This is a genomic window from Pseudomonas rhodesiae (assembly GCF_007858255.1).
Classification (GTDB): domain Bacteria; phylum Pseudomonadota; class Gammaproteobacteria; order Pseudomonadales; family Pseudomonadaceae; genus Aquipseudomonas; species Aquipseudomonas rhodesiae.
Map to the genome: position 1 here is coordinate 20,151 of NZ_VFEU01000031.1, position 22,009 is coordinate 42,159.

21 protein-coding genes are annotated in these 22,009 nt (G+C 59.3%); 9 read left to right on the top strand and 12 right to left on the bottom strand.

All coding sequences use genetic code 11. The annotated features are described in order from the left end of the window. The first annotated feature begins 117 nt into the window (after window positions 1-117). From FIV35_RS26005 to FIV35_RS26045, 9 genes are all read left to right on the top strand, one after another. On the top strand, window positions 118-1,728 hold the full coding sequence (locus FIV35_RS26005) for an ABC transporter substrate-binding protein (protein WP_024947383.1): 1,611 nt from the start codon (window positions 118-120) through the stop codon (window positions 1,726-1,728). Window positions 1,729-1,795: 67 nt separating this feature from the next. Beyond that, window positions 1,796-2,836: an ABC transporter permease gene (locus FIV35_RS26010; protein WP_017736610.1), complete on the top strand. Its 1,041-nt coding sequence runs from the start codon at window positions 1,796-1,798 to the stop codon at window positions 2,834-2,836. Next, complete coding sequence (locus tag FIV35_RS26015; protein ID WP_019818817.1) at window positions 2,833-3,678, top strand: ABC transporter permease; 846 nt, start codon at window positions 2,833-2,835, stop codon at window positions 3,676-3,678. Before FIV35_RS26010 ends, FIV35_RS26015 begins: the two co-directional genes overlap by 4 nt. After that, on the top strand, window positions 3,675-5,333 hold the full coding sequence (locus tag FIV35_RS26020; protein WP_017736608.1) for an ATP-binding cassette domain-containing protein: 1,659 nt from the start codon (window positions 3,675-3,677) through the stop codon (window positions 5,331-5,333). The genes FIV35_RS26015 and FIV35_RS26020 overlap by 4 nt, the downstream gene beginning before the upstream one ends. Beyond that, window positions 5,330-6,286 (top strand): NAD-dependent epimerase/dehydratase family protein, encoded by a 957-nt coding sequence (locus FIV35_RS26025; protein ID WP_017736607.1) that lies wholly within the window; start codon window positions 5,330-5,332, stop codon window positions 6,284-6,286. Before FIV35_RS26020 ends, FIV35_RS26025 begins: the two co-directional genes overlap by 4 nt. Continuing rightward, entirely contained in the window at window positions 6,283-7,206 is a 924-nt protein-coding gene (locus FIV35_RS26030; RefSeq protein ID WP_019751963.1) for an allantoinase PuuE, read from the top strand. The genes FIV35_RS26025 and FIV35_RS26030 overlap by 4 nt, the downstream gene beginning before the upstream one ends. Next, window positions 7,199-7,960, top strand: coding sequence for an SDR family NAD(P)-dependent oxidoreductase (locus FIV35_RS26035; RefSeq protein WP_017736605.1), 762 nt, complete (start codon window positions 7,199-7,201; stop codon window positions 7,958-7,960). The genes FIV35_RS26030 and FIV35_RS26035 overlap by 8 nt, the downstream gene beginning before the upstream one ends. Window positions 7,961-8,114: 154 nt before the next feature. Further along, window positions 8,115-9,551 (top strand): dihydropyrimidinase, encoded by a 1,437-nt coding sequence (gene hydA / locus FIV35_RS26040; RefSeq protein WP_017736604.1) that lies wholly within the window; start codon window positions 8,115-8,117, stop codon window positions 9,549-9,551. Further along, window positions 9,548-10,297, top strand: coding sequence for a fumarylacetoacetate hydrolase family protein (locus FIV35_RS26045; protein WP_019818812.1), 750 nt, complete (start codon window positions 9,548-9,550; stop codon window positions 10,295-10,297). The genes hydA and FIV35_RS26045 overlap by 4 nt, the downstream gene beginning before the upstream one ends. A 1,127-nt stretch (window positions 10,298-11,424) precedes the next feature. On the opposite strand, the gene FIV35_RS30130 is transcribed toward FIV35_RS26045, so the two are convergent. The 12 genes from FIV35_RS30130 to doeA all read right to left on the bottom strand — a co-directional run bounded on the left by FIV35_RS30130 (window position 11,425) and on the right by doeA (window position 21,984). Then, entirely contained in the window at window positions 11,425-11,736 is a 312-nt protein-coding gene (locus FIV35_RS30130) for an SDR family oxidoreductase (protein ID WP_170245419.1), read from the bottom strand. Continuing rightward, window positions 11,685-11,864: a hypothetical protein gene (locus tag FIV35_RS26055; RefSeq protein ID WP_017736600.1), complete on the bottom strand. Its 180-nt coding sequence runs from the start codon at window positions 11,862-11,864 to the stop codon at window positions 11,685-11,687. Before FIV35_RS26055 ends, FIV35_RS30130 begins: the two co-directional genes overlap by 52 nt. A gap of 13 nt (window positions 11,865-11,877) precedes the next feature. Beyond that, window positions 11,878-12,375, bottom strand: a complete 498-nt coding sequence (radC, locus tag FIV35_RS26060; RefSeq protein WP_017736599.1) for a RadC family protein — start codon at window positions 12,373-12,375, stop codon at window positions 11,878-11,880. After that, the gene (locus FIV35_RS26065) at window positions 12,347-13,297 is read right to left on the bottom strand and encodes a recombination directionality factor (protein WP_034139437.1); all 951 of its coding nucleotides are present in this window, start codon (window positions 13,295-13,297) and stop codon (window positions 12,347-12,349) included. Before FIV35_RS26065 ends, radC begins: the two co-directional genes overlap by 29 nt. A gap of 91 nt (window positions 13,298-13,388) precedes the next feature. Further along, window positions 13,389-14,393, bottom strand: a complete 1,005-nt coding sequence (locus FIV35_RS26070; RefSeq protein WP_019818805.1) for a YqaJ viral recombinase family nuclease — start codon at window positions 14,391-14,393, stop codon at window positions 13,389-13,391. Window positions 14,394-14,468: 75 nt separating this feature from the next. Beyond that, the gene (locus tag FIV35_RS26075) at window positions 14,469-15,437 is read right to left on the bottom strand and encodes a DUF932 domain-containing protein (RefSeq protein WP_017736596.1); all 969 of its coding nucleotides are present in this window, start codon (window positions 15,435-15,437) and stop codon (window positions 14,469-14,471) included. A gap of 92 nt (window positions 15,438-15,529) precedes the next feature. After that, window positions 15,530-15,859, bottom strand: a complete 330-nt coding sequence (locus FIV35_RS30010; RefSeq protein ID WP_074059157.1) for a hypothetical protein — start codon at window positions 15,857-15,859, stop codon at window positions 15,530-15,532. 295 nt (window positions 15,860-16,154) lie between these two features. After that, window positions 16,155-17,540 (bottom strand): aspartate aminotransferase family protein, encoded by a 1,386-nt coding sequence (locus FIV35_RS26085; protein WP_017736594.1) that lies wholly within the window; start codon window positions 17,538-17,540, stop codon window positions 16,155-16,157. 11 nt (window positions 17,541-17,551) lie between these two features. Next, on the bottom strand, window positions 17,552-19,024 hold the full coding sequence (locus FIV35_RS26090; protein WP_017736593.1) for an NAD-dependent succinate-semialdehyde dehydrogenase: 1,473 nt from the start codon (window positions 19,022-19,024) through the stop codon (window positions 17,552-17,554). A gap of 145 nt (window positions 19,025-19,169) precedes the next feature. Next, window positions 19,170-19,649, bottom strand: coding sequence for an Lrp/AsnC family transcriptional regulator (locus tag FIV35_RS26095; protein WP_017736592.1), 480 nt, complete (start codon window positions 19,647-19,649; stop codon window positions 19,170-19,172). 139 nt (window positions 19,650-19,788) lie between these two features. Further along, window positions 19,789-20,790 carry a N(2)-acetyl-L-2,4-diaminobutanoate deacetylase DoeB gene (gene doeB / locus FIV35_RS26100; protein ID WP_017736591.1) on the bottom strand — a complete coding sequence of 334 codons (1,002 nt, stop codon included), beginning with the start codon at window positions 20,788-20,790 and terminating at the stop codon, window positions 19,789-19,791. Window positions 20,791-20,793: 3 nt separating this feature from the next. After that, entirely contained in the window at window positions 20,794-21,984 is a 1,191-nt protein-coding gene (gene doeA, locus FIV35_RS26105; RefSeq protein ID WP_019818799.1) for an ectoine hydrolase DoeA, read from the bottom strand. Between the last annotated feature and the right edge of the window lie 25 nt (window positions 21,985-22,009).

Below are 22,009 nucleotides of genomic sequence, written 5' to 3' on the forward strand. Positions count from 1 at the left end.
GCCCAAGCCATAGACAGCCATTCTAGAGCGGGGGGGGTGAGCCATAAGTTTATTGGCATCACGTCTTCGTATTTGAGAAGGGCTTACTCAATCACCTCCAACCAAGAATCCTATCCTATGAATACGAAAATAATGCGGTTCCTTCTGAGGCCCGCTGCGCAGGCGCTGGCAGTCGTTTCGCTACTTGGTGGGGCTGTTGCTCCGAATGCATTTGCCCAGAATGCGAGCGCCATCCTGGTGGTTGCAGGCCCTCGCACGCCTGAGTCGCTCGATCAGGAATATCCGCCGACCGAAGCCACCCACGAAGCCAAGCGCAACATCTACGAGCGCCTGCTGGCCTACGACACCAAGGTCGTCGACGGTGTGCAGGTGGAAAACTTCGACAAGCTGGTGGGGGCGCTGGCTGAAAGCTGGACGGTGGCAGACGACAAAACCTCGATCACCTTTCATTTGCGCAGTGGCGTCAAGAGCGCAGCGGGCAACACCCTGTCCGCCGACGATGTGATGTGGTCGTTCGAAAGGGGCTGGAACAAGAACGCGAATTTCCGCTGGTACATGAGCCAGATCCTCGGCATCAAATCCTTTGAAGAAGCGTTCAAGAAGCAGGATGAAATGACCGTCACGGTCACCTTGCCCAAGACCTCTCCGCTGATCGAGCGAATCTGGGTCAACAATGACCTCGGCATTCTGGACGCCACTGCTGCCCGCAAGAACGTCACCAGTGACGACCCTTACGCATCCAGTTGGCTGGCCACTCACTCGGCCTCGTTCGCGCCCTATCAGGTGACGAAATTCCAGTCAGGCCAGGAGGTGGTGTACGAAGCCAACCCGAATTATTACCGGGGCGTGCCGCGTCTTTCGAAAATCATATTCCGCGAAATGCCGACATCGGCCAACCGCCTGGCAGCACTGCAAGCTGGGGCCGTGGATGTAGCCGAATGGCTTTCGCCACGTGAGCTGGCGATGCTGGAGAAGAATCCTCAGCTGAAGATTTGGCAGGTGTTTGGCAACTACATTCACCGCGTTGAAATGAACAACACCACACCTCCGTTCGATAACCCCAAGGTTCGCCAGGCGTTGAATTATCTGGTGCCGCGCGAAGATATTCTGAAGGCGGTGTATTACGGCAAGGCACGGGCAACCAAGAGCCCGATCTCTGAAATCTATCCGTCCTATACCGATGAATATTTCACGTACACCCAGGATGTGGAGAAGGCCAAGGCACTGTTGAAAGAGGCGGGCCAGGAATCGGGCTTCAAAACCCAGCTTGGCTACCGTACCGGTGATCAGATCGAGGAAGAGATTGCCGTCATCCTCAAGACCGCGTTCGCCCGCGCCAACGTTGACGTGGAACTGGTGAAGTTGCCCGCCTCGACGCTGGTGGAGAAGTACTCCAAGGGCACGATCCCCATGTATTTCTTCCGCGACATGGCCATTGTCCCCGATGCGGCTTATGTGGCGAATCTCTGGCTTAACAGCGCCTCACTTATCAACTACCCGAAATTCAACAATGCCGAAGTCGACAAGCTGATCAACGACGCGTTGTCGAGCACGGACGAGGCGGCGAGGGATGCTGGCATGAAGCGCGTCCAGCAAATTGTTGTGGACGAGGCGCCTTGGGTGTTTTTGATGAATCCAGGCTACCAACTGGCCACCCGCGCCAATGTCGCTGGTTTCAGTTGGTACACGCCCAACAGCAACAGTTGGTACGACCTCTACAAGAAATAAGTAGAGCCAGCAGCGGGGTGGTGCTTTGCCCCGCTAGCTGCGCAAGACTACTTGCAAGGAAACCAGTATGAGACTTAGCAATTCATTGCGGTCGCTGCCTCGCCCACTACGTATCGTACTGGCCAGGCTGACTATTCTTGTTCCGCAGATGTTTGGCGTGCTGCTTGCCACGTTTCTGCTGATTCGTTTACTGCCTGGTGACCCGGCCCTGCTGATGCTAGGCAATATGGCCACGCCCGAGCAGATTCTGAGCCTGCGCGAGCGGCTGGGCCTCAACGGCAGCATCTGGTCGCAGTTCACGAGCTACCTTTCAACGGTCGTTCACGGTGACCTGGGAACGTCGATGTTCACCTCCAACCCTGTGGCCGTTGATTTGCTCGACCGGGTGCCGGCAACGCTCGAGCTGATTACCTACGCAATGATTCTGACGATCATGGTGAGCGTGGTGCTTGCGGTTGTTGCAGTGACCAAGCCCAACGGAATGATCAATCGGTTCAGCAAGGTCTACGGCCTGGCGGCGGGCGCGGTGCCTGACTTCTGGGTGGGTCTGCTGCTCATCTACTTTCTGTTCAATGTCGCCGGCATTGCTCCCGCACCGTTCGGCAGGCTGGACCCGATACTCACTGCGCCGCCAGCCGTTACCGGGTTTCTGACCATAGACACGTTGCTTGCCGGTGATACCGCCGCATTCGCCTCGGCTGTCGGCCGCCTGTGGTTGCCGGTGCTTACGCTGACCATCGTCAACGCCGGCGCGTTGATGAAGATGACCCAGATTGTTTTCGCCGATAACTACCGCAGCGAGTTCATTCGTCATGCACGGGCGAGCGGTCTTTCTGAATGGCAGTTGGTTCGGATCGCGATGCGCAACAGCCTGCCACCGATCATCACCATGGTCGGTTTTCTCTTCGGTTTTCTGCTGGGCGCGGCGGTTCTGGTTGAAACGATTTTCGCCTGGGGCGGCCTCGGCCAGTACGCGGTATCCGCTGTCATGAACAGCGATTACCCCGCGTTACAGGGATTTGTGCTGGTCGCTGCCGCTTTCATTCTCATCGTTTACACCGTCGTAGATGTTCTGTACGGCATTGCTGATCCGAGGATTGAAGTATGAGACCGCTATCTGCACAGCGTAGCGTTGCCGGCAAGGCAACCTTGATCATCGGCCTGGTGCTGCTGGCTATTCAGTTTGTGGCGATCATCTTTGCGCCATGGATTGCCCCTTACTCGCCGGAAACCGCTGATCCGATAAATGCACTGCAAGAGCCATCGTTGATTCATTTTTTCGGCACCGATGTGTCCGGCATGGACATTTTTTCCCGTGTCATTTTCGCGACCCGAATCAACCTTCTGATCAGCGTGACCGCCGTGGCCATCGCCTTTGTCATTGGCGTTCCACTCGGGCTCGCCATTGGCTACTACAAAGGCTGGGGCAGCTCCCTGGCGATGCGTTTTTTTGACTTTATCCAGTCATTTCCTGTGTTTGTGCTGGGCATGGTGCTGGTGTCCGTCATGGGCCAGGAAATATGGAACGTTGCCATTGTGCTGGCCGTACTTTTCACACCGGTCTTCGCCCGGCTGATCCGGGCTGAAGTCTTGTCGCTGCGTGATCGTCCGTTTATTGCCGCGGCCAGATGCAGTGGTGCCACGGACAGCGCAATCATGTTCCAGCACATCCTGCCAAATGCGTTGACGCCTGCCATCGTGCAGATATCCATCAGCATCGGCATGGCCATTCTGCTGACGGCGGGCCTGTCCTTCGTCGGTGCCGGCGTGCGCATGCCTACTCCGGAATGGGGTCTGATGGTCAGCAACGGCGCGCAGCAAATGATCCTGGGTATCTGGTGGGTCGCGCTGTTTCCAGGGCTCGCCATCGTTTTTTCAGTACTGACGTTTGCGCTTCTCGGAGACGCGGCCAAGCAACTGTTCGACCCGCAGACAAGGAGCTCCTCATGACAAACACCAACGAACCCTTACTTGAGGTACGCAACATCAGCGTCGGGTTTTCGGACCGATCAATGCCGCCTGCCTTACAGGAAGTGAGTTTCTCGCTGAAGAAGGGGGAGATTCTCGGCATTGTTGGTGAGACAGGTGCAGGAAAGTCGCTTCTTGCGCGCGCCATTATCGACATGCTGCCAGGCGACGGATGCATTGTTGACGGCGAGATACGGGTCAACGGGCACGCGATTTCCACGATGACACCGCAGCAAAGACGCGGCTATCGAGGCGGCGAGGTTGCGCTGATCGGAACCAACGCTAAATCGTTGCTGGACCCGGTAGTGAAGGTGGGCGAGCAAATCGCCAGAGTTCTTCGGGCCCATCGAGGGATCAACAAAAAAGACGCATGGCAGGAGTCAATTCGCCTGTTTGAGCAAGTCGGAATTGTGAACCCTGAGAAAAGGGCGCACGCCTACCCGCATGAGCTTTCCGGTGGTATGGCGCAGCGGGTGGTAATCGCCATGGCGTTGATCGCACAACCGAAAATTCTGCTCGCCGATGATGCGACCCTGGGGCTTGATGCAACGATCCAACTGCAGGTGCTGGACCTGCTAGTGGAAAAAGGGCGTGAGCTTGGGCTGGCGGTTGTTCTGATTACCCATGACCTCGGCATGGTGGCCAGCTACTGCGATCGGGTCGGCATCATGAAAGCCGGGCGTTTGGTGGAGCTCACCACCATCCGCTCTTTTCTTAACGATGGTCCTCAGCATCCCTATAGCCGGGAGTTGCTGGAGGCAGCCCGTGTACGTCCGTTGCCGATGGATGGCCAGCCGGCACAACCCGGCGCCGAGGCTGCACCGCTGCTAGAGGTCACGAACCTGGTGAAGTTGTTCCATGTGGAGGGCTCCACTGAGCCGGTTCGCGCGGTAGACCATGTGTCGCTGACCATCCGCAAAGGGGAGACCTTGGCCCTGGTTGGGGAAAGCGGATCCGGCAAAACCACGACCGGCCAATGCCTGGTTCGTTTACTGCAATCGGACTCGGGCTCGATCCGGTTCGATGGCCAGGAAACACTGACCCTCTCTGATAAGCAGTTCAGAAACGTGCGCCGGCGGATGCAGATGGTGTTCCAGGAGCCTTATGTGGCGCTTAACCCCAGGTGGCGGGTGCGCGATCTCGTTGCCGAGCCTCTCAAGTTGGGCGCACCGCTGACCCGCGCGGCCAAACAGGCGCGGGTTTTGGAGTTGCTCGATCTGGTTGGCATATCCAGGGCCAAGGCAGATGTTTACCCCCATGAGCTGACGGCCGGCGAGCAGAAGCGCGTAGGCGTGGCCAGGGCCTTGGCGGTCAATCCTGATTTTGTGATTTTCGATGAGCCGACAACGGCACTCGACATTCGGGTTCGAGCGCAGATCATCGACCTTGTGCGGGATTTGCAAAAGCGTATGGGGCTGTCGGCGCTGTTCATTACCCATGATTTGAACTCAGTCCGGTCATTGGCGCATTACGTTGCCGTGATGCGCCACGGCAAGATCATCGAGCAAGGCCCGACGGAGGAGATTTTTGCCAATCCGAAGGAGGCCTATACCCGCAAGCTGCTCGAGGCCGAACTGCCTATCGAGGTCCGAGAAGAGGCGCCAATGCGCGCCCCACAGGCGGAGCTGCGCGCATGAGTTTCGATCAATCGATAAGCAAACCGGTATTGGTCACCGGAGCGGCAGGGTTGGTAGGTCGCCAGGTGGTGCGTCGTCTGGTCGAGCAGGGCCGACCGGTGCTGGCACTGGATCGGCTCGCCTCGGTCACCCAGGAGGGGGTCAAGATCACAGCGTGCGACCTTGGCGATATCCATCGCCTGCATGCCATCGCTCTGGATGGAGTCGATTCCATCATTCATTGCGGTGCGTTTTCCGGGCCAATGGTGGCGCGTGATGCGCCGTATTCGATGGTGCAAGTGAACATTGTCGGTACCGCCAACGTACTTGAGTTGGCGCGTGTTCACGCTGTTCGGCGCTTTGTGTATTGCTCCTCGACCAGTGCTTATGGGGTGGTCGAGTCGGGTCCCGCTTACGAAGACGTTTTACTCAAGCCAGGCAGCCTCTACGGTGCCAGCAAGGTTTCTTCCGAGTACATCACCACGGCCTACGCCGAACAGTATGGGCTGTCTGCGGCGAGTGTTCGACTGTCCTGGGTCTACGGCCCGGGGAGAACCACTGACTGTGTGATTCGTAAGATGATTGAAGATGCCTTGGCCAGGCGCGCCACCCGAATGTCTTTCGGAGCGGACTTCCCCAGGCAATTCATTCACGTTGAAGACGCCGTTCAGGGCTTGCTTTGTGCGCTGGATGCCCCCGTGCTGCCACGCACCACCTACAACGTCACCGGCGACACCCGTGTAACGCTTGAAGAGATCGCGCAGGTCGTGCGCACTATCTTTCCCGGTGCCGATATCGCCCTTGAGCCGGGCGCGGATCCTGTCGATGAATTCCAGCAGAAATTCAGTATTGATGCGGCGCGCCGTGACCTGGGTTACGTGCCAAAAATATCCCTTGATGACGGCATTCAAGCGTACGCGCGCTGGCTGGAATCGACTCACCTTCCTCATAGTTTCGAGGTGCAGAAAGCATGAGTGATCTTCAACGAGATTTTGTCGGCTATGGCCGTAATCCTCCTGATCCTAAATGGCCCGGGGGCGCCCGACTCGCACTGAATTTCGTCATGAACTATGAGGAAGGCTCGGAGCCGTCCATTCAGGACGGCGAGGACAGTAGCGAAACGTGGTTCACCGAAAGCAGCGGCCTCAATACCGGTGTAAAGGGCCGGGATCTGGCCGCTGAAGGGCTATTCGAATATGGCAGCCGAGTGGGTTTCTGGCGGGTGATGCGCCTGTTCCAGGAGCGTTCCCTGCCAGCGACCATCTATGGCTGCGCGCTCGCCCTGGAGCGTAATCCGGATGCCTGTGAAGCCATCCGCGAATCGGGCTTCGATGTGTGCTCCCACGGCTGGCGGTGGATCCAGCACTACCAGCTCAGCGAGGAACAGGAGCGCGAGCACATCCGTAAAGCGGTGGAATCCCTTGAGCGTACAACGGGCGTTCGGCCCCAGGGTTGGTATTGCCGCTACTCCCCGAGCGTCAACACCCGTCGGCTGCTGGTCGAGGAGGGCGGGTTCACCTACGACTCGGATTACTACGGGGACGAGTTACCGTTCTGGACCCAGGTAAGCGGCAAACCTCACCTGATCATCCCGTATTCGTTGACCAACAACGACGGACAGTTCGCGGCTGGCGTCAGTACCGGAAGCCAATGGTTCAGCTTCCTCAAAGATGCGTTCGACATGCTCTACAAGGAAGGAGAAACCCAACCCAAGATGATGTCGGTCGGTCTGCACCTGCGCTTGGTGGGGCATCCGGCCCGGGCAGCTGCATTGGAGCGATTCCTCGATTACGTTTTGAGTTTCCCTGACGTATGGATCACTCGACGCATCGATATTGCCAACCACTGGCAGAGCGTCCATCCCGCTCGAACACTGGGAGTCGGTCATGAGTAACGTGTTTGATCTTTCGGGCCGCAAGGCTGTTATCACCGGCGCAAGCAGGGGAATCGGTGCGGCGATTGCGCAATTGTTTCTGGAGCATGGTGCAGAAGTTGCCATTTGCCATGTGGCAGATCATCAGAATGCCGAGGCGTTCCAGAATCGCGTGCGCTCGCGAGGCCTTGAACTACACGCCAGCGAATGCGACGTCTCTGATCCAGCGGCGGTAAACCGTTTCTGCACCTGGGCGCAGGAGCGTTTGGGGCAGGTCGACATCGTGGTCAATTCGGCCGGTGTGGGTGGCGGCGACCGTCCATTTGCCATGACCGATGATCAGGATTGGGATCGTATCATCGGGATAAATCTGCGCGGGACGATGCTGGTCACTCGCGCCTTTTTCGCCGGGATGCTCGAACGCCAGTATGGCCGCGTCATCAACGTTGCTTCACAACTGGCATACAAGGGCGCGCCAGGGCTGGCGCATTACTGTGCGGCGAAGGCCGGGGTGGTGGGGTTTACCCGAGCACTGGCTTATGAGGGTGCGCCACACAATGTGATGGTCAACGCGATTGCGCCGGGGCCGGTCGATACCGACTTGTTGCGCAATCACAGCGCGCAATGGCTTGAGGCCAAGAAAGCACAGTTGCCGGTGGGGCGCTTCGGCCAGGTAGATGAAATCGCACCTACCGCTTTGCTCCTGGCTTCGAGCGCTGGCGCATTTTATGCCGGGCAAACACTGTCCCCCAATGGCGGCGATGTAATGCTCTGACTACGTAATGCGCGCGCGAGGCATGGCATTCGAGCGACGCAATGTGAACCCGTGATTCCAGATACCACCCGTAGGTTCGAACGCTTCGAGCAGCCGGGCGTGGCTTGCTACGCCCGGAATAACGGTGGCTGGCTCCTGCTTGAAAGAGGTTGATATGCAAATTCTGGACACTGTTATCCGTAATGCCCGCGTGGTTACAGCCGCTGACATTTTTACCTGCGACATCGGCATTCGTGATGGACAAATTGTTTCACTGGCGACTGACTTGCCCACTGGATTGAAAGAGATTGACGCGGCGGGGCGGCACGTTACGCCGGGGGGCGTCGATAGCCATGTGCACCTGGATCAGCCGACCGGCGACGGTTCTGTCATGGCGGACGACTTCTACAGTGGCACCGTATCTGCCGCCTGCGGTGGCACTACCACGGTCATTCCCTTTGCCAGCCAGCAGAAAGGCGAGAGTTTGCGTGCCGCTGTCGAGGACTACCATCGGCGAGTTGGCGACAAGCCGGTGATCGATTACGCATTCCACCTTATCGTGACTGACCCCACGCCTGATGTGCTGCAACGGGAGTTGCCCGCTCTGATTGCCGAGGGCTATACCTCGTTCAAGATCTACATGACCTACGACGCGTTGAAGCTCGGTGACCGGGAAATTCTCGAGACGCTGTCGGTGGCACGTCGGGAAGGAGCCATGGTGATGTTGCATGCCGAGAACAGCGATTGCATCGCCTGGCTTACCGAGCGCCTGCTGGCTGCAGGCCTGGACGCGCCCCGTTATCACGCCACCTCCCGGCCCATGCTGGTTGAGCGTGAGGCCACGCATCGAGCGATTGCATTGGCCGAGTTGGTGGATGTGCCAATTCTGATCGTCCATGTGTCTGGTCGTGACGCAGTCGAGCAGATTCGCTGGGCGCAGAGCAAAGGCCTGAAGGTCTACGCCGAGACCTGTCCTCAGTATCTGTTCCTGACGGCGGCTTCGCTCGGATGCGACGACAGCTTTGAAGGCGCGAAATGCATCTGCAGCCCACCACCGCGCGATCCTGCCAACCAGCAGGTCATCTGGGACGGCCTGGAAAATGGTTCATTCGAGGTGTTTTCATCGGACCATGCGCCGTTCCGGTACGAAGGCCACGACGGTAAAAAAGCCCATGGTGAAAGCCCGACGTTTGAACAAGTCGCCAATGGTATTCCTGGGATCGAAACGCGAATGGCGCTTCTCTGGTCCGAAGGTGTTCGCAAAGGCCGGATTACCCCGCAGAGTTTCGTCGCACTCACATCCACCAATGCCGCAAAAATGTATGGTTTGTACCCACGCAAAGGCAGCGTCGCAATTGGCGCCGATGCTGACCTGGTCATCTGGAACGAAGGTGAGCCAGTACGCATTACCAACGAAATGCTGCACCACAATGTGGATTACACCCCCTATGAAGGTATGCAGTTGAGTGCATGGCCGGCCATAACGCTGGCACGAGGAGAGGTCGTTTGGGACGGCGAACCAAGAGGCGCCGCGGGCCGCGGGAAGTTTTTACCGTGCCAGAAGCCTGCTCCCGCTCAAACTCGTCGTCGCCCGCATGAACTGCCGCTATGAACGGCGCGACCCAGGTAGCGGCGGCATTGGTCCAAGCATGGCGACAGCGGCGTAATGTGCCATATGACGGGCTTGGTTTGCTGACTGAAGCCGATGCTTACCAGGTTCAGGAACTTGTCGCCGCCGAGCTTGGCTGGTTCGGTGACTCGTCGGAGACTGCGTGGAAGCTTGGCGGCAGCCCTGGAAGGCTGGTCAGCACTGCGCGCGTGCCGAGCCACTCCATTCATTTATCGGGTTGGGCGGTCCCTGAGGGCTATTGCAGCCGTTTCGGCATCGAAGGTGAGCTGATCGTGCGACTTGGGCGAGATGTCGATGGCGATTCCGATCATGCAGCAGCCTATGAAGCGATTGATGCATGGCATGTCGGGATCGAGCTGTGTGATACCCGCTTTCAACAGGGAGAGCAGGCGCATCCCTTGCTTCGCCTGGCTGATCAGCAACTCAACCGCGCATTGGTGCTGGGCGAAGCGACTCAGCCTCCGGCAAACTGGTCGCAGCAGGCAGTCGAGGTCTGGGTGGATGGGCGGCTGCAGATAGTTGATGTTGGAAGCCATCCCTTCACTGATCCACTGGCCTCGCTGCCGTGGTTGGCGAGGCATGCTGCATCGCAGAACCGGCCCTTGAGGGCTGGTGATCTGATCGCCACAGGAAGCTGGACAGGCCTTTTTTGGGCCCCGCCAGTCGCAAATGTGAAAATTAAATTTCCAGAATTAGGAGAGGTATTGCTCTCAACAGGACCCGCTTAGAGGCGACTTGAAGCTGCCACCCGCCCTGAGAGCGTTGAAACATGGCGTTTATGGAATGCGAGGAGTTATGGCGAACCGCGCAATCTGATGGCGATGCTGCGCGAGAGGTTCTGAAGGTAAAGGGTAAGCCAGCCTCTGGTTTCCGACAGTTCAATTCTGTCGGCGTGGGAAAAAACGCCCCGACAAAACCCTAAAACAGGGACTCAGATAGCTGAGTCTTTGCAGGAAATGGCTGATTAGTCGGTGCGCATCAAGCCGAATTTTCTGGAATCAACGATAACGCCCCCGGGCAGCTACTTCGTTCGTAGCTGAAGCTCTCAATCTGATGCTTGGCAGACGGCTTCCAGATTTACCTCATCAGGGCCTAGCACATAGGCCGCGTAATATCCGGCGTGGTAATGGGACCTGATTCCTGGCGCTCCGTTGTCTTGACCCCCAGCGACCAGCCCGGCCGTATGGAACGCGTCGACTGCCTCATGACTCTGGGCGATCAAAGCTATATGCGCCCCGATGCTAGGGGAGGTGGTGGCATGCACCCAGAGAAATGGCTTGCCAGAAGAGCCGAAGCCCAATCTCCGAGGAGCTGATTGCGGAGGGGGGCTTCTATGCTCGCGAGGAGGGTAATCCCCAGCGGCTTCAGCGCTTGTTCGTAGAAGGCGCGAGCATGTGAAATGTCCGAAACACCAATACCCAGATGATCGATTAACGAACCAGAAAATTCATCCATCAGAGTGTCCTAAGGAAGTTGAAGTTAGGTAGGTCAAGCTCACATTGGCCGCGGGCGCCGCATTGGTCCGTCTCCCAAGGTCGCCAGAAGCAACGTCGCCGGCCAGCGTGAGGACAATGCCGCCATAGCAAAGGTCGCGGCCGATCCAGCAAATGAACTTGTTCGGTGCCAAGAATGTATGTGTACGCAGCGGCACCTAGAGCATGGCCTATCTGCTGATCCCTTTGCGTCAGTCCTTACACGCTACCGGGGTTCCGCCTGGAGGCTCTACGTATACCCGCACCGGCAACACGACACCACGGCGACGGTCCAGCATCCGCACCAGCACTACACCGATGCAGCTTCCTTAGAAATCCACCTAAGGGTCGGCGTTAACCGGAGCGAATGGTTGGTGGCCTGCTCAGGTCTGGGAGGCGCCGCCGTCCGCGAACAGTTCGGCGCCGTTGACGTAGCTCGACGCATCGCTCGCCAGGAAGAGCGCGGCGGCCCCAATCTCGTCTGCTTGGCCGATGCGGCCCAGGGTTCTCTGTTCGTCATAAGGCTGCGAGGCTTGGTCAAACACTGCCAGAAATTCAGCATTGCCCGATGAACAGGGGAAAAAAGAAAATACTCCTGTTCCAGTATGGGCAGCCTTGCGACTGCCCATACTGATGATGCCGCTTACCGAGGTGCTCCTCGTGAAGATTTCAGCAACCGATTGACGATCCAGCATGCCAGCACCACGGCAATCAGCAGTGGTGGAAAGCGCACCATCAGAAGTACCAGCAGCAGAAGGGCCAGGCAGCCCGCGAGGATGCCGGCGAACAGGAACACGGCAGCAAAGATCCGCAGTAGCTTCATCGTCGTGTTCTCCTCACAGGTAGCCCAGTTCCGCCAGCGATACGCAGCCCTCCTGGCCCACCACGATATGGTCCAGCGTTCGCACCCCGACTAGGTTCAGGGCCTCCCGCAGTTTGTGGGTCAGGGTGAGATCTGATTGGCTGGGTTCCGGATCACCGGAAGGGTGGTTGTGGACCAGCACGGCTGCCGCGGCGTTGTGCTCCAGGGCAGCCTTGACGACTTCTCGGGGATAGACGCTGGCGCTGTCCAGGGTGCCCCGGAACAGTTCATGAAAGACGATCACCCGGTGCCGGCTGTCGAGCAGAAGCAGGGCGAATACCTCATGCTCGTAATCGCCCAGCAGCGCCTGCAGGTGGCCGAACACTTCCTTCGGTGAGGTCAGTGCTCGCCCCCGGCGCAGGCGCAGACTCGCCAACTGGCGGGCCATCAGCAGGATGTCGGTTTCGGTGACCGGTGAATCGACCAGGTAGGTGCCGGTCGATTCACTGGCCTTCAGCTTGTGCAGGCGCATGGTGGGCTCCTTGATGGTTATCGATCGGTGGGGTGTGGCGCTGGGCTTGTGCGTCCAGCTTCTCGGCCAGGCTGGCTTTCGCAGAGCGCTGGGAGGTGTTGGGGGATGGAGATTGGCTTTCCTCGGCGGGGTAGAACTCTTCGGCGATGGCACCAGAGTCTTCCTCGCTGTCCTCGAAGGCGCCATTGCCGAAGCCACGCTGCGCCGCTTCATCCAAGGCGGCCTGATCGAAGCCTGCTGCTTGCCGCTGTGCATCGAGCCCATTGGCGGCCTGCAGCGCCTCCGTCATCACCATACCGCCGCGTACCGTCAGGTCGACGTAGAAGATCGGCGTACCATGGCTTTGCCGGGTGGACTTTCCACGCAGACGCAGCTCCAGCGGCAGGCAGGCCAGGCGGTTGCCGGAGATGGCCTGGAAGTAATGCAGGCGAGCCGCCAGAGTGCGGATGCTGTTGAAGCCGGTGGTGCGGAACACGAAGCTGCCCAGCGGATCGTCGTCGCCGATGATCACGTTCAGCCGGCCGTAGGGCCTGCAGGCATTGCCTTTGGCTAGCGGGCAGGCATCCGGCGAAGGGCAGGGCAGTGTCTGCATGCCGTCCTGGGTGACGCGCTTGCAGGTTTCGCCATTGCCGACGCAGAGCGGGCGCCCGGACTGGCGGTCGAACAAGGTGTAGTCGGCGCGGAAATTCAGTTCCGGCTCGTTGAACAGCAGGCGTACCGGAATGTTGCGCAGCTTGTCGTCCTTGCTCTGGCGCAGCTCGTCATTGAGCGGGTGGAGCAGCCAGCCGTCCTTGCCTTGCACCTGTGAGGTGATGGTGAACTGGTCATCCTTTTCCGGCAGGCGCTTGCCGTTCTTCTCGACGACCTTGCCTATCGAGATGCGGCCGAGCACCGGCGGGGTGATAGCTAAACCTTTGAGCATGATGGCTCTCCTGGAAATGAAAAAAGGCCAGCTACGCAGCGCGAACTGCATGGACTGGCCAAGGGGAGGGAAGAGTTGATGGAGACGGAAATCAGCTGACCAGGAAACGGCGCGCACCGGGTTTCAGCAGCGGGTACTTGGCCTGCAGGTAGGGCTTGTCCTGGAGCAACTGAGCGACATCGAGACCGATGCTGTCCTTGGCCTTGCGCCAGCTGACGTAGCCGCTGGAGAATTCCACCCGACTGGCATCGCCCATGGCCTGCTGCAGCATCTGCTTGAGCTCGGCCTCGCGTTTTTCCTTGTCGGCAATCGACTGACGCACGGCTTTCAGCTCGATGTAAGCCGCTGACAGACCAGCATGCTGGCTGAGGTCGATGACCTGGCCGTTGTCCTCCGGGTAGAGGCAGCGCAGGGCTGATTCAGCGGAGGCGGTGCCATCGGCCGGCGGTGGGGTGTCGGTTTCCACGTAGTGCCAGAACTTTCGCTCCAGCTCGATCAGCCGAGCGATCATCTGCTCATCTCGCTCGATGCGGTGGATCTCCAGCATCTGGCCACCCAGCAGTACCGCCACATCCGCCGCCTGCTTGCCGGTGACGGCGAGCTGGTGCATCACCTGCAGCTGCACATACTCCGGCACGCCCTCCTTCCAGAGGCGTGCCCCGTTTATGCCGGCTGTTTTGCATTCGAGGATCTGCACGTCGTCCGCCCCGATCACCTCGCGGTCGATGTTGGCCAGCATCCAGGGCAGCTCCGGATCCGGATGTTGGAGCACGGCATTGATGCGCCGTACCTTGTTCTTCGTGCGCTTGCTGTAATGCCAGGCCACGATGGGCTCCAGCACGTTGCCCCAGTACATAGGGCTTTCCTCATCCTGAGGATCAGCCTTCGGCATGCCGGCATCACGCCCGGTCTTTTCAATCCACAGCTCCAGTTGCGACTTGTAGGGGTTCAGTCCTACGGCTGCGGCAGCGTCCGAACTGCCAATACCTTGCTTGCGGATCTGCAGCCAGTCTTCGCGCGGTAGCTCCTTGGTGCTGACCAGGCGCAGGGCAGGGCGTTTCTTGCCGGTGCTGCTGTTCAATGACGTTGCTTTCATGGGATTCACCTGCAGACATAAAAACGCCCGACCAGCACAAGGCTGACCGGGCGCGAGGGTTGATGTGAGTAAGGGTTAAGCGGCGAGCTGCAGCGCGGCATCCAGGGCGCGTTGCTTGATCTGCGCGCCTTGGCCGAACCAGGCCGAGTCCATGCGGTACTCGTTGCTGCGCGCACGGCGCTCGTGGTCGACGTATTCGGTCACGGCGTTGAGCAGGCCCCAGGCGGTGCCGCGCGCCGAGTCCAGCTGGCTACCGCGACCACGGCCTTCGTACAGCTCCTGGACCTTGCGCAGGGCGCGCTCGTTGGGCAGTTGCTCCGGCAAGGCGCCGGTCGGGCTGGTCTCGCACAGCACGTTCATGAAGAAGCCCAGGGCCTCATGCCACTGAACCTTGCGCTCGGCCAGCACGCGCATGCGGTACATGAAGTCGTCCCATTGCGAGGCGGCGATGCCGAGCTGCTTCTTCACCACCTTGGGATCGAAACGGGTGTTGTGCGGTACCTTGATTGCCCGGCTGGTGCCATCCAGGGCGATGGTCAAGGTGTTGTTGCACACCACGCGCACTGTGGTCGGCGTTGCCGTGGTGGCCAGGGTTCCGTCGCAGGAAGTGGCCAGCAGCAGGTAGCCATTCACCTGATCGTTACCCTTGAGCGCAGCGCCTTGCCCGGTACGCGCCAGCGCCCAGAACTTGCGTCCGCCTTTGAGCACGCCAGCGGTCTCCAACTCGTAGCCGGAGACCTCGGTGAGATCCCTGTAGAACTCCAGAACTTCCCGAGGCTGCACGGTGTGATAACGCTGCGAGACCACCGACAGCGGCGCCTTGGTGTCGGAGCGGAAGAGCACCTTCTGCTCGGGAAAGGAGTGGATAGCGCCCAGATGCCCGGCGACTTCTGATTTGAAATGCACCGGGCTTTCGAGGATCTGCCAGTCCATGCCGGCTTCGCGTTGCCAGACTTCGATGGGCTGTTTCTGAGTCAGCTGATTGCCCAGGCCGTGCCACGGAGTAGCGCCAGCGTAGGCCATGGTTTCGACGAGATGTGCCATGAGAGTGATTCCTTTGGGTGCAGGTCGGCATAAAACGCCGCGCCAGGCGCAGCACCGACCGGACGAGAAATAAGAGGAGAGAAAGAGCCGGGTCAGGCCGGCAGGTTGAAGCGGTGACCGCAGAGCAGGCAGAGGTTATGGGCCAGGACGTGGCGGTCGAGCGACTCACCGAGCTGGGCACCGAGCGCACAGCCACCGACGCCTCCGGCAAGACCGCCGAGAATGGCACCGGATACCGAGCCCAGGGTTATACCGACAGGGCCGGCAATTACGCCGAGCGCTGCGCCGGCCTTGCCGCCAGCCAGAGCAGCGCTAACGCCACGTGCGATGCCACCGACCGCGCCGATAGCAGCGCCGGCCTTCATGGCGTGATGGAAAGAAGCGACTTTGGGGGAGTGACAGCGAGGGCACTGCAATGACATGGGACGAACCTCCTTGGTGCTGATGTCATTGCGGTAATGTGTGGTTGAGATTTTTTTCGATCGAATGGCTGCTTTTCAGCAGCGCTAACTGAGTGCGAACTGGCTGGAGTCGGCCAGAAGCAGTCATTCGATGGGCCTTCAACAGTGCATCTCCGGCTCCCCTTACTCCCAAAATGAGTTTATGTAATCACAATCTTCTCTTCGCAGTTTGTTCACAACAAGACCAAACTTGCGATACAAAAAACCACCCGAACGGTGAAGGATCGAGCGGTTTTTTGGGGGGGAGCGGTAAGGCTTAGCCCAGTATCTCGCTGGCCACGTGATCGACCGCACTTTTGGTGATGTCGACAATCAGGTCGGCCTCCTCCTCGGTCAAGATCAACGGTGGTGCAAAACCGAGAATGTCGCCATGGGGCATCGCTCGGGCAATCATTCCGCGTTCAAGACAGGCTGCCGATACTTTCGGACCGACCTTCAACGCAGCATCGAATGGTGTGCGTTGCTCACGATCGGCCATGAACTCGACCGCGGCAAGCATGCCGTCGCCGCGCACTTCGCCCACCAGTGGATGACCTTCCAATACTTCCCGCAATCGACGATTCAGATAGCTGCCAACATTCTCTGCGTTGGCCGTCAGGTTTTCCCGCTCCAGGATGTCGAGGTTGGCCAGGGCCGCCGCCGCGCAGATCGGATGCCCGGAGTACGTCCAGCCATGTCCCATGGCACCTTGAGATTCGGAGGCTTTTTCGATCACGTCCCAGACTTTTTCACCGACAATCACTGCTGACAAAGGCGCATAGGCACTGGTCAGGCCTTTGGCCGTGGTGATCAGGTCAGGACGCATGCCATAGCGCCGACTGCCCATCTTCGAACCCAGGCGACCGAAGGCGCAGACCACTTCGTCGGCGATCAACAACACGTCGTATTTGTTCAACACCGCTTGTATGGCGGCCCAATAGCCGGCCGGCGGAACGATGATGCCGCCGGTGCCCATCAGCGGTTCGCCGATGAACGCGGCGACGGTGTCCGGCCCTTCGGCCAGGATCATTTTCTCCAGCTCGTCGGCGCAATAGCGCACGAAAGTGGCTTCATCCATACCTGCCGGTGCCTTGCGGTACCAGTGCGGACAAATGGTATGTTTAACGCCTTCGGCCGGGAGGTCGAAATGCTGGTGGAAAGTCGGTAGGCCGGTCAGGCTGCCGGTCATGATGCCTGAACCGTGATAACCGCGATCACGGGAGATGATTTTCTTCTTCTGCGGGCGACCCAATACGTTGTTGTAGTAACGCACTAGTTTGATCTGGGTTTCGTTGGCGTCGGAACCGGACAGGCCGTAGTAGACCTTCTTCATGCCCTCCGGCGCCCAGTCGATGATGCGGCTCGACAGCTCGATGATCGCTTCGGTTGAGTGCCCGACATAGGTGTGGTAATAGGCCAGCTCCTTTGCCTGCTTGTAGATCGCATCGGCGACTTCGGTGCGCCCGTAGCCGATGTTCACGCAGTACAGCCCGGCAAAGGCGTCGATGAAGTCGCGGCCTTCGTGGTCGCGGATACGAATGCCTGACGCGCTCTTGATGATGCGTCCCTTGAGCGTGCCGCTGGCGTGGTCATGGGCATGGGTTGACGGGTGCATGAAGTGCGCACGGTCTTGTTCGAACAACGAATCGAGTTTTTGGCTCATGGCGGATCTCCTTAGAACTGGCCTTGATGGTGCAGGCAAAAGTATTTGGTTTCGACAAAGGCTTCGAAGCCCTCGGTACCGCCCTCGCGGCCCAGCCCCGAGGCTTTCATGCCACCGAACGGGATCGGATGGCCGGTGAACTTGACGCCATTGACCGCGACCATGGCGTGGTCGAGGCGGCGAATCAGGGGGTAGATTAGGTCCAAGCGGTTGGAACAAATGTAGGCAGCCAGACCGTATTCGGTGTCGTTGGCCATTTCGATGGCTTGCTCGAGGGTGGCGAAAGGCATGACGCCAGCAATCGGCGCGAAATTTTCTTCGCGGTAGATACGCATCTGCGGCGTAACGTCGGCCAGCACCGTCGGCTGATAGAACAATCCGCCGAGGGCATGCGCTTCGCCGCCCACCAGACGTTGCGCGCCCAGCTTCAGCGCATCAGCCACACGCTCGACGGTCACATCGAAGGCGGCCTGATGCATCAGCGGGCCGATGTCGACGCTTTGCTCTTGATCACCCACCAGCGCGGGGCCGACCCGCAGTTCGCGCACCGCAGAGGCAAAGCGGCTGAGGAACGCCGGATAAATCGAGCGTTCGACCATAATCCGATTGGCCGCGCAGCAATCCTGGCCGGAGGTCTGGAACTTGGCCTCTACCGCGACTTTCACCGCCAGCTCCAGATCGGCATCGGCGCAGACAATGAACGGCGCATTGCCGCCCAATTCCAGCGATACCTTCTTCACATCCTGGGCTGCCGCTTGCAGGACCAACTTGCCGACCCGGGTCGAGCCGGTGAAGCTGACCGAACGCACGCGAGCGTCCTGCACCAGGGTTTGCATGGTCATTTGCGGTTCGCCCAGCACCACGTTGAACACGCCGGCGGGGAAGCCTGCTTCTTCCGCCAATTGCGCCAACGCGAACGCCGAGTAAGGCGTTTCGTGGGCCGGTTTGATGACCACAGTGCAACCGGCGGCCAATGCGGCGGCGGCTTTGCGGGTGATCATCGCCGAAGGAAAATTCCACGGCGTCAGCAGTGCACAGACGCCAACCGGTTCCTTGATCGTGCCCAGATGCGCGCCGGGGATATGGCTGGGGATGTTCTGCCCGTAAAGGCGCCGCGCCTCTTCGGCAAACCATGGAATGAAACTGGCGGCGTAGGCGATTTCGCCGCGGGACTCGGCCAGGGGCTTGCCTTGTTCCTGGCTGAGAATCCGCGCCAGGTCTTCCTGATGCTCAAGGATCAACGCCGCCCAGCGCCGCAGAATCGTTCCGCGGTCATCGAGGCTTTGTTCACGCCAGGCTGAAAACGCCCGGTGTGCGGCATCTACGGCGGCGATGATCTGAGGCTGATCGAGCATCGGCACATGACCGATTAACTTCTGATCGGCCGGATTGTGCACGGCGACGCTATGGCCGCTGTCACTGTGGACCCAATGGCCGTCTACGTAGCAAAGTGCTTTGAACAACAGCGGATGTTTGTATGTCATGGCGTTCACTCCAAACCGTGTGCGTGAATCCATGCTAGGGCAGCGCAGCCAAGATGATTTGGCGTTTGGCGGGGTGTAACCATAGGTTTTTTCTGATTGAACGCCGGTAAACAGGGACTTTTTGCGGTGAAGGTTTTGCCCCGATTTATGGTTCTTGCGCCACCTCGGCCGGCAAGGCACCCGCGGTCTTGATGGTTTTAGTGACGATGTAGGTGAAGTAGCGCTCAATGCCCAGGTCATCGAGCAACAACTGGTCGATAAACCGCTGGTAATGGTCAATGTCCGGCGCCTGGATCATCGCCATGTAATCAACACCGCCACCGGTGGCGTAACAGAATGCCACTTCGGCGGCCTCGTTCATGCGTTGCTCGAACCGCCGCATGTCCTGGGCGGTGTGTCGGGCCAGGGTGATTTCCACCAGCACCTGCTGGCCTTTGAACACCGCGTTCCAGTCGATCTGTGCCCGGTAGCCCTTGATAAGCCCTAGCGACTCCAACTTGCGAACCCGCTCCCACGCCGGGGTCACCGAGAGATTGATCGCCTCGGCCAGGCTCGACTTGGTGATCCGACCATCTTCGGCGAGGATTCGCAGGATTTTCAGGTCATAGCGATCGAGCTTGTGCATGGTCCGAGGACCTCCGGGCATTGAAAATTGTGGCAGAACCTGTGGGAGCGGGCTTGCCCGCGAATGCGGTATGTCAGTCACATCGATGCTGGATGTGCCGCCGCCATCGCGGGCAAGCTCACTTTCACAGGGGTTGGGGTCAGGTCAATACATCGGCGATGACTGCAATGATATCGCCGCACTGCACCATTCCTGGAAAGTGGCGCGCCGCCAGCAGCCCGCTGCGGGCCGCGCGATATTCCACCGGAGCGACGCCGCTACGGGTAGCGTCGTAAACGCGGGCAATCACTTCTCCCTTGCTCACGTTGTCGCCCAGATCGCGGCACATTTCCAGCAAGCCATCGTGTTCGCTATCGATGAAGCAAGTGGCATCGGGCATGCCTAACATGATTGACTCCGCGGGCTGGATCTCACCTTCAAGAATCCCTGCATGCACTAGCAGATTGCGCACCCCGCGCTCGGCAATCGCCACACTGCGCGCCGTGGACGAACCACCGCCACCCAGTTCGGTCGTGACAAAGACTTTGCCCTGACGCTCGGCGGCGGTGTCGTACATCGACCCTGCATCGAGCTCCAGCATGCGCATGCTGTAAGGCGCATTGAAAGCGCGCATGCCGGCTTCGCATTGAGCCTGCTGTTTTTTGTCGGGCAGCACATGACAGGCTGCAAAAGGCAGGAAATCCAGGGTGCGGCCACCGGAATGGATGTCCAGCACGATATCGGCCAAGGGCAACAGAGTCCGATTGAAGTAATCGGCAATTTTCTCGGTCACGGTGCCGTCCGGCTTACCGGGGAAACTGCGATTGAGATTGCCCTTGTCGATCGGCGACGTGCGCCGACCAGCATGGAACGCCGGGGTGTTCATGAACGGGACGATAATCACCCGCCCCGTTACCTCGGCGGCCGTCAGGCCCTGCGCCAGCTTGCTCAGCGCCACCGGGCCTTCGTATTCGTCACCGTGGTTACCGCCGGTAAGCAGCGCAGTCGGACCCTGGCCGCGCTGAATCACCGTTACCGGAATCATCACCGCGCCCCAGGCCGAATCGTCCCGGGAATACGGCAATTTGAGGAATCCGTGCTGCACGCCTTCGCGGGCAAAGTCCACCGTGGCATTGATCGGATTGTCAGGTAAATCGCTCATGGCTCAATCCTTCACGAACAGTTGGCGTGGCACATTGCACAGTGTCTCGACACCGGTCTCAGTGATCAAAATGCTTTCGGTGATCTCCAGTCCCCAATCGTCCATCCACAGGCCCGGCATGAAGTGGAACGTCATGCCCGGTTGCAACACACTGGTGTCGCCGGGACGCAGGCTCATGGTGCGTTCGCCCCAGTCTGGCGGATAGCTGATCCCGATCGGGTAGCCGCAACGGCTGTCCTTGTGGATGCCGAATTTCTCCAACACTTTGAAAAACGCCACAGCGATGTCGCCGGTGGTGTTGCCCGGTTTGGCTGCTTCCAGTCCCGCGGCGATGCCTTCGACCACCGCTTTTTCGCCGTCGAGGAAGTGCTGTGGAGGTTTGCCCAAATAGATCGTGCGCGACAGCGGACAGTGATAACGCTTGTAGCAACCGGCGATTTCAAAGAAGGTCCCGGCGCCTTTTTCGAACGGCGAATCGTCCCAGGTCAGGTGCGGCGCGCTGGCGTCGGCACCCGTGGGCAATAGCGGCACGATGGCCGGGTAATCGCCGCCATGACCGTCAGCGCCGAGGATCCCGCTGCTGTAGATTTCAGCCACCAGTTCATTTTTGCGCATGCCCGGCTCGATTCGTTCGAGGATCCGCCCGTGCATGTTTTCGACGATGCGCGCAGCGATGCGCATGTAAGCGATTTCCTGGGGCGACTTGATCGCCCGCTGCCAGTTCACCAACCCGACCGCGTCGATCAGCTTGGCCTGCGGCAGGTTTTTCTGCAGCGACAAATACGCGGCGGCGCTGAAATAATAGTTATCCATTTCCACGCCGATGGTCAGCGCGTCCCAACCCCGGGCACTGATGACTTCCCGCGACAGGTAATCCATCGGATGGCGTTCCCGGGACTGCACGTAGATGTCCGGGTAACCGACGATGTTCTCGTGCTGCATGAACACCGTGCGCTTGGCGCCGTTGGCGTCTTGCCCGCGACCGAACCAGACTGGCTCGCCGTCGAGCGCCAACAACACGCATTGGTGAACGTAAAACGACCAACCGTCATAGCCGGTCAGCCAGGCCATGTTCGACGGATCGGTGACCAGCAACAGCTCGATGCCCTGAATCTGCATGGCCGCTCGAACCTTGGCCAGACGCTGGGCGTATTCCTCCCGTTCGAACGGGAGATTGATGACTATCTGAGACATGCACATGCCCTCTGATAAATGACGC

Bases quoted from the DNA above. Each gene is read 5' to 3' on its own strand.
- FIV35_RS26020 (WP_017736608.1), top strand. From the start codon at position 3,675: ATGACAAACACCAACGAACCCTTACTTGAGGTACGCAACATCAGCGTC.
- FIV35_RS26045 (WP_019818812.1), top strand. From the start codon at position 9,548: ATGAACGGCGCGACCCAGGTAGCGGCGGCATTGGTCCAAGCATGGCGA.
- FIV35_RS26070 (WP_019818805.1), bottom strand. From the start codon at position 14,393: ATGAAAGCAACGTCATTGAACAGCAGCACCGGCAAGAAACGCCCTGCC.
- FIV35_RS26010 (WP_017736610.1), top strand. From the start codon at position 1,796: ATGAGACTTAGCAATTCATTGCGGTCGCTGCCTCGCCCACTACGTATC.
- FIV35_RS26055 (WP_017736600.1), bottom strand. From the start codon at position 11,864: ATGAAGCTACTGCGGATCTTTGCTGCCGTGTTCCTGTTCGCCGGCATC.
- FIV35_RS26075 (WP_017736596.1), bottom strand. From the start codon at position 15,437: ATGGCACATCTCGTCGAAACCATGGCCTACGCTGGCGCTACTCCGTGG.
- doeA (WP_019818799.1), bottom strand. From the start codon at position 21,984: ATGTCTCAGATAGTCATCAATCTCCCGTTCGAACGGGAGGAATACGCC.
- FIV35_RS26090 (WP_017736593.1), bottom strand. From the start codon at position 19,024: ATGACATACAAACATCCGCTGTTGTTCAAAGCACTTTGCTACGTAGAC.
- FIV35_RS26035 (WP_017736605.1), top strand. From the start codon at position 7,199: ATGAGTAACGTGTTTGATCTTTCGGGCCGCAAGGCTGTTATCACCGGC.
- FIV35_RS26030 (WP_019751963.1), top strand. From the start codon at position 6,283: ATGAGTGATCTTCAACGAGATTTTGTCGGCTATGGCCGTAATCCTCCT.
- hydA (WP_017736604.1), top strand. From the start codon at position 8,115: ATGCAAATTCTGGACACTGTTATCCGTAATGCCCGCGTGGTTACAGCC.
- FIV35_RS26015 (WP_019818817.1), top strand. From the start codon at position 2,833: ATGAGACCGCTATCTGCACAGCGTAGCGTTGCCGGCAAGGCAACCTTG.
- FIV35_RS26065 (WP_034139437.1), bottom strand. From the start codon at position 13,297: ATGCTCAAAGGTTTAGCTATCACCCCGCCGGTGCTCGGCCGCATCTCG.
- radC (WP_017736599.1), bottom strand. From the start codon at position 12,375: ATGCGCCTGCACAAGCTGAAGGCCAGTGAATCGACCGGCACCTACCTG.
- FIV35_RS30010 (WP_074059157.1), bottom strand. From the start codon at position 15,859: ATGTCATTGCAGTGCCCTCGCTGTCACTCCCCCAAAGTCGCTTCTTTC.
- FIV35_RS26095 (WP_017736592.1), bottom strand. From the start codon at position 19,649: ATGCACAAGCTCGATCGCTATGACCTGAAAATCCTGCGAATCCTCGCC.
- FIV35_RS26085 (WP_017736594.1), bottom strand. From the start codon at position 17,540: ATGAGCCAAAAACTCGATTCGTTGTTCGAACAAGACCGTGCGCACTTC.
- FIV35_RS30130 (WP_170245419.1), bottom strand. From the start codon at position 11,736: ATGCTGGATCGTCAATCGGTTGCTGAAATCTTCACGAGGAGCACCTCG.
- doeB (WP_017736591.1), bottom strand. From the start codon at position 20,790: ATGAGCGATTTACCTGACAATCCGATCAATGCCACGGTGGACTTTGCC.
- FIV35_RS26025 (WP_017736607.1), top strand. From the start codon at position 5,330: ATGAGTTTCGATCAATCGATAAGCAAACCGGTATTGGTCACCGGAGCG.
- FIV35_RS26005 (WP_024947383.1), top strand. From the start codon at position 118: ATGAATACGAAAATAATGCGGTTCCTTCTGAGGCCCGCTGCGCAGGCG.